Source organism: Anabaena sp. UHCC 0204 (assembly GCF_009711975.1).
GTDB lineage: Bacteria > Cyanobacteriota > Cyanobacteriia > Cyanobacteriales > Nostocaceae > Dolichospermum.
The window spans coordinates 105,030-116,003 of sequence record NZ_VIKW01000015.1; the positions used below are offsets into that span (position 1 = coordinate 105,030).

A 10,974-nucleotide genomic window follows, 5' to 3' on the forward strand; every position below is an offset into this window, starting at 1 on the left:
TTTTGGTAATAACTCTTGACAAGATTGTAATGGACGGTTTAGTTTAGTTGTATAACTAAACTGATTAGTTTACTTCCCATTTTAAATCATAGGGGAAAACTTATGGTGCGTGATATAACAGCTAAAGATTCCGCATTCTGGAAACCTAGTTCCCGGCAATTGATCATGCTGACAACAGCTATAATTATGACAATTTTAGGAATCAAAGGGTATAGATTTTCACAAGTCCAATCTCAAAATACTGTAATCCAAGCTGCCCAAATAACTACACCACAAATTAAAACGGTGACAGCATTAGGAAGAATTGAACCCAAAGGCAAAGTCATCAAACTTTCTGCACCTACATCTAGTCAAGGTAGCCGAGTAGAGACACTTTTAGTCAAAGAAGGGGATAACATAAAAGCAGGGCAAATCATCGCCATTTTAGATAATCGTCCCCGTCTCCAAGCCGCTTTTCAAGAAGCCCAAGCCGCAGTGAAAGTTGCCCAGGTAAACTTAGAAAAAGTCCAACAAGGCGCGAAAACAGGTGAAATAGAAGCCCAAAAAGCCGATATTGCCAGAATAGAGGCGCAAAAACTCGGAGATGAATCTGGACAAAGACAAACGGTTGCGAGATTAGAAGCGCAATGGCAAGGAGAAACAAGCGCACAACAAGCTACAATTAATAAATTACAAGCAGAACTGAAAAATGCTCAAGTAGAATGGCAACGCTATCAGCAACTTTACCAGGATGGGGCAATTTCTCAGTCATTATTTGATAGTAAACGTCTCAGTGTTGATACTATTACCCAACAACTGAGCGAAGCTAGAGCTAACCTCAACCGCATTGATAGCACGGGACGTCAGCAAATTAGTGAAGCTAAAACCGCCCTCACCCGAATTAATGCCACAGGTAGCAAACAAGTCATTTCTGCCCAAGCCACATTAAATAAAATAGCCGAAGTCCGTCCAGTAGACATAGCCGCAGCCAAAGCCGAGGTTAACCGTGCAATGGCCGCAGCCCAACAAGCAAAAGCAAATTTAGATCAAACTTATGTTAAAGCACCTCAAAATGGTGTAGTTTTTGACATTTATACCCGTGCAGGTGAAGTAGTATCCAATAACGGCATTGTCGAACTTGGGCAAATAAATCAGATGTATGCAGTAGTTGAAGTTTACCAAAGTGATGTTAGTAAAATCCGTCCCCAACAAGAGGTAAAAATATCTAGTAACTCCCTGACTGGAGAATTACAGGGAAAAGTAGATTGGGTTGGCTGGAAAGTGCAACGGCAAAATATTATCAATTCTGATCCTAGTGAAAATATTGATTCTAGAGTAGTAGAAGTTCATGTCCAGCTAGATGAAGCCTCAAGCAAGAAAGCAGCAAAATTTACCAATTTGCAAGTTAAGGCGGTAATTTCACTATGATAGGATTTATTCAAGCAATCCAAAGACGCACACCGCTGGGATGGTTGCAACTTAACCATAGTAGAAGTCGCTTATTAGTTGCTATATCGGGAATTGCCTTTGCAGATGTGCTAATTTTTATGCAGCTTGGCTTTCAAAATGCCTTGTATGACAGCAATACCACCTTAAACCGGGCTGTGCTTGCAGACATCGTTTTGATCAGTCCGCAAAGCCGAAATATGCAAAATATGTCCACCTTTTCCCGCAGAAGGTTATATCAAGCTGCTGATGTCCCTGGTGTTAAATCTGCCGACTCCATGTATATCGGTCTAGTTACTTGGAAAAATCCCCAAACGAGACGAAAAACCACAGTTCAAGCGATCGCTTTTAATCCCGAACAACCTGTATTAAATATACCAGAAATCAACACCCAATTAGATAAAATTAAATTACCCGATCATTTTCTTTTTGATCGTGGTGCGAGAGGAGATTATGCTCAAATTTTGAGTCAAATAGATGCAGGTCAAATTGTCACCACAGAAATAGATAAACGGACAATTAATATTAGTGGTTTATTTAAATTAGGAGCATCATTTGGGGCTGATGGAACAATAATTTCTAGTGATGAAAACTTTCTACGGATCTTTCCTAGACGCAAAGCAGGAAGTATCAACCTTGGCTTAATTTATATTCAACCAGGATATGAACCAGAACAAGTAGCAGCAGCATTAAAATCCCATCTCCAAGATAATCAAGATGTAAAAGTTTTCACCCGCCAAGAATTTATCAAATTTGAAGAAGCATATTGGAAAAAAGAAAGTCCCATCGGCTTTATTTTCACATTAGGCGTATCAATGGGATTTATTGTCGGTGTGATCATTGTTTATCAAGTTCTCTCCACAGACGTAAATTCCCATCTCAAAGAATACGCCACATTTAAAGCCATGGGATATCAAAACTCATATTTATTAGGCGTAATTTTTGAAGAAGCCATAATTTTAGCAGCATTAGGCTTCATTCCCGGATTAATATTACCAATAGGACTTTATCAACTAGCAAGAAACGCCACCAAATTACCCATATACATGACCTTAGCTAGAGCATTAATGGTTTTTCTAATGACAATCATCATGTGTATAATTTCCGGCGCTATAGCCACCAGTAAACTACAATCAGCCGATCCAGCCGATATGTTTTAAACTCCTCTCTGCGCCTCTGCGTCTCTGCGTGCAAAAAAATCCTGAAAACCTAATTATGCAAACTATTAACCCTCAAAAACCAGTAATTTTCATCCAAAACCTTGACCATTATTTTGGAACTGGAAAACTGCGAAAACAAGTATTATTTAATATCAACCTCACCATTAATACAGGAGAAATTGTGATCATGACAGGTCCCTCTGGATCTGGAAAAACCACATTATTAACCTTAGCCGGTGGATTGCGTTCTGCTCAATCTGGAAATTTGCAAATATTAGGTAATGAACTATGTAACGCTAATTCCCAACAATTAACTCAAGCCCGACGCAGTAATGGCTATATTTTCCAAGCCCATAATTTACATGGTAGCTTAACAGCCATCCAAAACGTGAGAATGGGTTTAGAATTACAGCCCAAAATAACTGCAAAAGAAATGTTAATGCAGTCACAAAAAATGCTAGAAGAAGTAGGATTAGGAGATCGCCTTAATTACTATCCAGATAACTTATCAGGGGGACAAAAACAACGGGTTGCGATCGCTCGTGCATTAGTAAGTCAACCGAAAATCGTCCTAGCTGATGAACCCACAGCCGCACTTGATAAACAGTCGGGACGGGATGTAGTAGAATTAATGCAAAAATTAGCCAAAGAGCATGGTTGTACAATTTTACTTGTTACCCACGATAACCGGATTTTAGATATTGCTGACCGCATTGTTTATATGGAAGACGGCCATCTTGTCAGAGAAGAAAGCGGTTCTTTACAGGGTATAGTTAGTTAAAAATACCCAGTTATAAGAACCGCCAGGGTAATATTAACAGGTAGCTTGTTGGATTAAAATATCCAATTCCTGCTGCATTTTACCTTTGACTAACTCATAACATTCATTCACATAAGTGCGATCGCTTGCGGCTTCTCTTCCATAGCGTTCAAACACAATTGGGGGACAAACCCTTGTATAGATAGACACAGGCAAAGGAATATTAGGCAAAGGTCCAATGGCTAATCCCCAAGGTAATCCCAGATAAATGGGAAAAACCACCGGATCAATCCCAAGCAGCCAAGGCATCCCCATTTTATGAAATTGGTGCATGATTTTATACATATCAGCTAGAACAATCAAGGTATCATGCGACCCCCAGGAAATTGCCGGGACAATAGGCACATTTTCCCGTAGCGCCAACTTAATAAACCCCCTGCGTTCAGCAAAATAAATTTTATCCCGCATCCTATGAGGTCGAAAGACATCCTCCGCACCACCAGGATAAACTAAGACACTAGCACCAGACCGCAAAGCAGCATAAGCCATTTTGGGATGCGCTCTCACTGCGCCAGCCTTCATCGCCATTTCTGCTGCTGGAGGGAATACATCCCAAACTTTAGGGTGCATCAAGCCATAAATCGGTCGTTTCACACCAAAGCGGCGGAACCAATCATACAACATCATAGAAGTATCAGGAGATGCAAGTCCGCCATTATGAGAACCAACAATCAGGATTTTTTCATCGGGGACATTTTCCCAGCCACTAGTTTGGACTCGAAAATAACAATTATATAACAAGCCCAGGATAGGCATCATAGACTCGATGAACCTTGGATCTCGTTGATCCAAAGACCATCCCAGGTTAGTGTTTTGAGGATGTTTTAGGTTTAACATCAGGGAATTTTATCAGGATTTATACGGATAAAACAATCCGTTTTTTGCGGTTTTATGATATCTCTATCTTTATTCTGCAATGTTTTTGCCCAAATTGCCTCCTCTCAATCAGCCATAATCAAATTTTTCTTGACTGAGCTTTAAACTCAGCCACTTTTGTTTCTTATCTGTTCCCTTTTTTTGTAATTAATTGTCCATTCTCAATTATTGCCAGCAGTTATGGTTGATAATTAATATTAAAATAAAATCCATTATCCTGAATATTATTACCTTTATCCTCAAGATTAATAAAAGGAAAACCATAGTCAAGTCGTAAATTAAGTCCTGGTAAAGGTTGCCAAATCAACCCTATACCTGAACTGATCAAAAATGTTTGTTTTGATAATTCATTAGGATTTTGAGAAGCATTCCAAACTTTTCCCAAATCTAAAAACGGTGCAACTTTAAATGTCGAATTTAAAGTAATTCTATCTTCAATAGAGAAAAACAATCCATTATCACCAGAACGAGTATTTTGCCGATAACCACGGACTGATTGACCACCACCAAGAATAAACTGATGAGAAGGTAACAACCCATCTGGAGTCAGTTGTAAATTAGCTTTGATAATTAATAAATTATTAGGACTCAGTTGTTGCCATCGTTGTACTTGACCACTCCAACTGAAAAAATATCCATCAGGAACAGGTTCTTTATTAGAAGTAGGATTAAATAGCCCAGTCCCAATCTTAAATTCTGAGTCTAAGAACCAAGCTCCTTGCAGATCACGACTAGTATAATCTTGACGAAATGAAATAACACTACTACGACTGACACCATCTTCATTAGGACCAAAACCAAAAGCAGTTGGTTGATCAAAAGTAAAAGTTTGACCATTATCAACACTCAGACCTAAAGATAAAGCCAACTCTTTTTGAGAAGTTCGGACTATTGGTTGACGATAAAATATTTCATAAATCTGTTTTTCTCCTTTAATATCTAGCTCATCAAATGGGGATTGAGTAATTTTTGTTGAATTAAAAGATGCTCTGAGTTGCACTTGACCATTCATCGAATTCACAGGAATTTGATATCCAAAATCTAATACCTTACTTCCTCCAGTAAAAGTAGTGCTGTAATTAGCTGCAAATATATCTCCCAATCCTGTGACATTACGATAACTGAAACCAACACCCACTTTTTCTGAACCGATAGTAGCAGGAGATTGGTTATCAACGCTGATATTAGTAGCTAAAGTAGGTGCTTCTTTAACTGTAACTACCAGTATCTTTGACCCATCATTAAGTTTCTGCGGATTATTTTCATCTTCAGGTGGATCACTTAAATTTGCTTCAACATTAGTGAACAGGGGATCTTGTTTTAGTAGTCTTAATTTATCTTCAATTTTGCCGGCATTGAAAGTTTCTCCTGTAGCTAATTGTAGCCGACTCATCACATAAGATTTTAATATTTCCGTACCTAGTATCTCTATCTTTACCAACCGAGTCTCAGTAACATTAATCTCAATAACACCATTTTTAATTGTTTGATCTGGCAATGGTCTTGCTGTTGCAATATACCCATTTTTTTGATAAAGTTCCTTGATAGTATCAGCAATTTCCTTAGATTTCTCTCCCAACTCTTCTGGAGTAAAATCTTTACCCTCAAATTTTTGAATTTCTTGATTAATTTTATCTTCGCTAAAAACTGTATTACCAGTAACTTTAATTAAACGAATCGGAATAAGTGCTATTTTTGCTGGAGTTTGTGGTGTAGGAGTTACTTTTTTTTCTGTTGTCGGAGCAATAAATTCAGTAGCAGATTCAGAATTATCTTTAGAAGTAATTTTACTATCTTGATTTGGTTCTGATATCTGAGTTTCTACCTCTGATGTTGGTACATTTTGACTTGGTTCGGAAATTTGTATCGTTGAATCAGGTGGTTTATTTGGTAATTCAGATTTTGGTGGAATAGATGTTGCAGTTATATTATTAATAGCTAGATCAGGAATATTTGTTAAATTATTAATTGGTACTGCGGCGGCCATAGAGTTAGCTACAGCAACAATATTTTGGGAATTTTGCCGAAATCTGATTCTAGAAATTAAGCCATCCTGCTCCCACATAACTGAAGAAAATTCAGAAGGAGGATTTTGTTTTTCACCAGCTACTAAATAACCACTAATTTTCTCTTTGAGAATAATTTTTGAGCCGCTATTTTGATGTTCGCTGAGTTCTTCACGACTACCTAAAGAAGCTGGAGAATTAACAGACAAACTACCAACTAAACAAGCCTGAGATTCTAATTGACAATTAAAAATGCTAACAGTTATACCAGGATTAACTAAAGAGGGAGAAACCTTCACTCGATAATTACTTTGTTTTTCTGCTGAAAGATAAATAGCTGGAACTTCCGAAGGTAAACGCAATAATAAACCTGGTTCTAACTGATTTTTAATCTGTTGTAAATATGGCGTAAAAATCTGATTGTAACTATTATTAGAACTGGCTTCACTAGCAGCAATATTGCCTACTATTATTAGTCCAGGAAGTATGAGAAAAACTGTATTTAAATGCCGATTAATCACAATAGCTCCCTGTTCCTCTGATTATTGCTACAATATTTGAATCAAAAAAATAGGACTTATCCAAGAAGTATTAAACTAAATGTCTTTTAGTCGGTGTTTTAGATATCGGAAACCTGTTAATCATTAACAAATTATTAAGTCTAAAACACCTTATAATATATCATTTTTATAAGTCCTAACCAGACTAAATCCCAGGGATTTCCGATAAATTACCCTGTAATTCTTCAACTTGAAACCTAGTTACATCTTGCCATTCTTCTAGGGTAAAATCATATCCATGTTCTTGAGCCATTTGCACAAATTTTTCCAGATTTGGCGCTGAGTTTAGTTTTTGCTTTAAATCGGCATCAATTTGCACTTTTCTAAATAGTCTTACTACATTCTCTTTGGCCATAACTATAAATTCCCATGAAAATTAACCAATTAAAACAGTCGCACAACCATTAACAATCTTATTTGGTGGACCAACAGCTTCTAAAATCGTACAGCCTAGAAAACAGGCAGGTAAACCATTAATCAAAACTGTCGCACTACCATCAATCACCACTCCAGGTCCATGAGGTGGGATTGGTAAAGGTGTCATACAAACATGAATATCAGCACCAGCAGCACTACTGCTAATAGTGCTACCCATAGTCGCCGCGGCTGCCGCTTTAGTGGCTTCCTCCGCCGCTTTAGCTGCCGGCATTCCTGGTGTACCAGTTGCGGCTTTAGTGGCAGATTCAGCTACTTGAATCGTAGTATCAGATATTTTTTTAGCAGACTGTAAAGCCGAAGCAATAGCTTGTGGGACACCTCTCCATGCAGGTAAACCACCAATAAACACATTGACGCTACCAGGACCTGGTGTCAACATTCCTGGTAAAGGGTGGGCGACTTTATCCGTTATTCTCGCTGCGGGTTTACCCATAGAAATTTCCTTTGTTTTAATTGAGTTTAATTACAGCACCTTTAATAGAAATACTAGCATTAGCATTAATATCAATAGTAGTTGTCGCATCAAGTTTTATACTACCTGCTGATTTCATGCTAATACTCCTTGAGCTATCATCCAAAACATAGCTATGACCACCACTAGATTTAATTTCGATTTTCCTATTTTTATCATCTAATATTATTTTGTGATTGCCATTAGTGGTAATTGTCACACATTCTTCTGTATCATTAATGTTGATTTTATGACCCTTAGTTGTCTTAACTTCAAAACCAGCTTTTACTGCACCTTTTGCTTCTTCTACAAATTGCATTTTATGACCAGTCCGAGTTTTAAATGTTCGTAGTCTGACTTTACCACCTACAACTGTATCATCTATCTTTTCAGGTGGTTTATCTTTACCGTTCCAGACTCCACCTAATACATAAGGACGATGAATATCGCCATGTTCAAATCCTACTAATACTTCATCATTAATTTCTGGCAAACAGTCATTGCCTCGATCTGGACCTATTCCATGTCCAACTATTCTTGCCCAATTACTTTCGTGATCTTCTGTAAGAGTGGGCAATTTTACCTTAACTCTACCCAATCCTTCAGGATCTTTATTATTACTAACTATTCCTACTAAAAGAGTCTGTCCAGGTTGAAGGTGAGTCGCTGGGGATAAAATAGACAAGAGATCACCACCACGTAACCCTCTAATACTAAACTCTGTTGTATATACTCTTTCATCATAAAGGTGGCGAGTTTCAGTCACATAATATTTACCACTATATTTTCCCATACCTTCTAGTTTTACTACTTGCCCAGGACGAATCTTGGGGTTTCCTAATGCTCTAGCATCAGCATGAACAAATTCACCACCTAATTCATCAAATAGACCTTGAGCAATCTTCTTTGCTTCTCCAGAGGCGAATACAGGTTGATCGACGACAATCATTTTAGGTGCGCTATTAAAAGCTGTACTTTTTTTACTACCTTTACCATGATCTGTCTCTGTAAAAACTTTTTCTGCATTAACAGTTTCGACAATAGGTAGTTTTTTCATGTAGTCCCAACCACGAACTTCTACTTCTTTCACTTGTTGACTACTACTAACTCTAACTCGAAAACTTTCCAAGTCCTCTAACCATTTAAGTGCTATTTCCCCATCACTTTTTGGTTTACGAAAGTTCAGTTTTCCGTCCTGGACAAAAAATTCAAATCCATTGCGAACTGCCCTTTCTTTTAAAAACTCCATATTAGTTTGGTTTTCTTGGAAAATGTATTTATGTTTAATTCCAGTTTGATCAATAGTACCACTGGGTATACCTACTTCTTGAGTAATCTTATTAATAATATCTGTATCTGTCATATCTTGAAATGACCGATTATAGCGCCCCCGATGTAATCGGTGGGAAATATCATATCCTCGAATGATAATTGGGGCTTGAGAACCACTGGTAAAGTGTGTCTCCATTGCTGTAATTTCCCCATCTATAAGATAACCTTGAGTCCGATCTGGAAACTGATCTGTAGTAGCAGAACTAAATCCTATTTTGATTTTTTTACCAATTTCAAACAACTTTTGATGTTTCCCTGCTGGTTCTGTACTTTCACGTCCTGATAGATAAGGATTATTAATGACTAAAGTAAACATTCCTGGTAAATGTAAACTTTCTTCAACTGAAATTTGAAGAATATCTTCCATTAATTCCGGTGAAGCAGATGCTCCATCAATTTTTAAAATTGGTTTAGATGTATAACTAGCTGTCATAGTATTTTACTGTAGATTGGATAATGGTCTAGATCGATCAATGATTTTATTTCTTAGTTTTGTTATTACGATTATCTTGTTTTTTCTGATCTGGGGTAGGATTTGGTGTACCTCCTGGTCCTTTTTTACTAGATAAATCTATTTCTTCTAAGGTTAAATCCACAAATGCTCTCACTGGTAAACCATTGGCATTAAACATAGTTAATTTATATTTTAAGGTTTTGACAAAGCATTTCAAATAATTTTGACCTCCCCAAGTAAATAAATAAAGAGGAGGTCGTTTTACACCATCTATTTCTACACCGAATTCGACAGATTTTTTAAATGCTTCTATGTCTTTAATAACAGTTTCACCACTTTCATATCTATCTATGAGAATGTTACTGATAGTCAATGTATAAGGATTAGGATGCTTAAAACTAGTTTTGTTCATTCCTTCCTCAGTCCGCGCACCAGGAGATTGTTCTAAACTAATACTACGACTAAAATCTAGCTGATTTGGATTGAACATAAATTCGATATGATAACCAGTGTCAATAGATAGAAGTTTAGCTTTAATTGGAGTTGCCATATTAGTTGTTGGTGTATATTTTATGCAAGTGGATATTGTCTAATAATTAATAGTAATTTCGACTTCTTTCTCTCTCTATTTCTAAACGCTGTCGGATAAAACCATATATCTCTCTTGCTAATATTTCTAGGTTTTTTGAGTCTTCATTATCGTCTTTATGATCTGAATGTGTTTGAGATTCTGCTGTGCTAGAGCTATCAACATATGATACTGCTTGATTCGTACTTGTCTCTTGTCCCACTGTGGCTGAGGCCATCTGGATCAAAGATTCTATACCATGACTATTACGAGTATTACTATAGTCACTATTATAATATTCTGTGTTAGTATTTGTTAAATTATCTGATATTCCTGAATCAAAGTTTTCTTTTTCTTTAGCAGAGAAGGAAGACATCTGTATACTGGGTTCGGTAGTATGAATTTGATTATATATAGAGTGACTATTACCCATAAGTTCGTCAATACTTGACCAAGAATTGGGTATTTCTGTGCTATTTACGGATGGTTTTGATTGTTGATTATGTTGCTGATTACTATTGTCTGATTTTTTTTGTAGTCTAAATGGTGGAGTGTTAATATTTTCTCTACTATTTGATATGTTATTTGTTGAACTATCGAGTACATTATTTTCTGAAAAATAGGAAGTTTCTCCTTCTCTTGTGTTCTGTATCGTGCTAGTTATTCCCCGACTAAATTTAGAGATTGCATTAGATCCAATTAAGCTACTTTGTTGAATCATGGGTTTTGATAAACCTAGTGGTTTTGTAGAAACAATACTTTCTATGGTTGTAGGTAATGCAGGAATTTGTTGTAATTCATTATTAGGTGTTTCCGAGAAAGTCTGAATATCAGTTTCTTCTGGTTCTGCAAAAGTCTGGATATTCTCTAATTCAGAATTAGGT

The 10,974-nt window shown here is 36.9% G+C and carries 10 protein-coding genes; 3 read left to right on the forward strand and 7 right to left on the reverse strand.

The window, feature by feature from the left end:
• The first annotated feature begins 102 nt into the window (after nucleotides 1-102).
• The 3 genes from FJR04_RS14235 to FJR04_RS14245 are packed head-to-tail and all read left to right on the forward strand — an operon-like array spanning nucleotide 103 to nucleotide 3,366.
• Nucleotides 103-1,407, forward strand: coding sequence for an ABC exporter membrane fusion protein (locus tag FJR04_RS14235; protein WP_168495823.1), 1,305 nt, complete (start codon nucleotides 103-105; stop codon nucleotides 1,405-1,407).
• The gene (gene devC / locus FJR04_RS14240) at nucleotides 1,404-2,585 is read left to right on the forward strand and encodes an ABC transporter permease DevC (protein ID WP_168495825.1); all 1,182 of its coding nucleotides are present in this window, start codon (nucleotides 1,404-1,406) and stop codon (nucleotides 2,583-2,585) included. Before FJR04_RS14235 ends, devC begins: the two co-directional genes overlap by 4 nt.
• 55 nt (nucleotides 2,586-2,640) lie before the next feature.
• Nucleotides 2,641-3,366 carry a DevA family ABC transporter ATP-binding protein gene (locus FJR04_RS14245; RefSeq protein WP_168495827.1) on the forward strand — a complete coding sequence of 242 codons (726 nt, stop codon included), beginning with the start codon at nucleotides 2,641-2,643 and terminating at the stop codon, nucleotides 3,364-3,366.
• A gap of 33 nt (nucleotides 3,367-3,399) precedes the next feature.
• On the opposite strand, the gene FJR04_RS14250 is transcribed toward FJR04_RS14245, so the two are convergent.
• The 7 genes from FJR04_RS14250 to FJR04_RS14280 all read right to left on the reverse strand — a co-directional run.
• Nucleotides 3,400-4,242, reverse strand: a complete 843-nt coding sequence (locus FJR04_RS14250; protein ID WP_168495829.1) for a lysophospholipid acyltransferase family protein — start codon at nucleotides 4,240-4,242, stop codon at nucleotides 3,400-3,402.
• 217 nt (nucleotides 4,243-4,459) lie between these two features.
• Nucleotides 4,460-6,808 (reverse strand): ShlB/FhaC/HecB family hemolysin secretion/activation protein, encoded by a 2,349-nt coding sequence (locus tag FJR04_RS14255; protein ID WP_168495831.1) that lies wholly within the window; start codon nucleotides 6,806-6,808, stop codon nucleotides 4,460-4,462.
• Between the two features lie 184 nt (nucleotides 6,809-6,992).
• Nucleotides 6,993-7,202 carry a Nif11-like leader peptide family natural product precursor gene (locus FJR04_RS14260; protein ID WP_168495833.1) on the reverse strand — a complete coding sequence of 70 codons (210 nt, stop codon included), beginning with the start codon at nucleotides 7,200-7,202 and terminating at the stop codon, nucleotides 6,993-6,995.
• Between the two features lie 21 nt (nucleotides 7,203-7,223).
• Nucleotides 7,224-7,718, reverse strand: a complete 495-nt coding sequence (locus tag FJR04_RS14265; protein ID WP_168495835.1) for a PAAR domain-containing protein — start codon at nucleotides 7,716-7,718, stop codon at nucleotides 7,224-7,226.
• A 16-nt stretch (nucleotides 7,719-7,734) separates the two neighbouring features.
• Nucleotides 7,735-9,501: a VgrG-related protein gene (locus FJR04_RS14270; protein WP_168495837.1), complete on the reverse strand. Its 1,767-nt coding sequence runs from the start codon at nucleotides 9,499-9,501 to the stop codon at nucleotides 7,735-7,737.
• A gap of 46 nt (nucleotides 9,502-9,547) precedes the next feature.
• Nucleotides 9,548-10,072, reverse strand: coding sequence for a hypothetical protein (locus FJR04_RS14275; RefSeq protein ID WP_168495839.1), 525 nt, complete (start codon nucleotides 10,070-10,072; stop codon nucleotides 9,548-9,550).
• A gap of 46 nt (nucleotides 10,073-10,118) precedes the next feature.
• Nucleotides 10,119-10,974: hypothetical protein (locus FJR04_RS14280; RefSeq protein WP_168495841.1), on the reverse strand; the 856-nt coding region annotated here is incomplete at its 5' end.

Bases quoted from the DNA above. Each gene is read 5' to 3' on its own strand.
- FJR04_RS14235 (WP_168495823.1), top strand. From the start codon at position 103: ATGGTGCGTGATATAACAGCTAAAGATTCCGCATTCTGGAAACCTAGT.
- devC (WP_168495825.1), top strand. From the start codon at position 1,404: ATGATAGGATTTATTCAAGCAATCCAAAGACGCACACCGCTGGGATGG.
- FJR04_RS14245 (WP_168495827.1), top strand. From the start codon at position 2,641: ATGCAAACTATTAACCCTCAAAAACCAGTAATTTTCATCCAAAACCTT.
- FJR04_RS14250 (WP_168495829.1), bottom strand. From the start codon at position 4,242: ATGTTAAACCTAAAACATCCTCAAAACACTAACCTGGGATGGTCTTTG.
- FJR04_RS14260 (WP_168495833.1), bottom strand. From the start codon at position 7,202: ATGGCCAAAGAGAATGTAGTAAGACTATTTAGAAAAGTGCAAATTGAT.
- FJR04_RS14265 (WP_168495835.1), bottom strand. From the start codon at position 7,718: ATGGGTAAACCCGCAGCGAGAATAACGGATAAAGTCGCCCACCCTTTA.
- FJR04_RS14270 (WP_168495837.1), bottom strand. From the start codon at position 9,501: ATGACAGCTAGTTATACATCTAAACCAATTTTAAAAATTGATGGAGCA.
- FJR04_RS14275 (WP_168495839.1), bottom strand. From the start codon at position 10,072: ATGGCAACTCCAATTAAAGCTAAACTTCTATCTATTGACACTGGTTAT.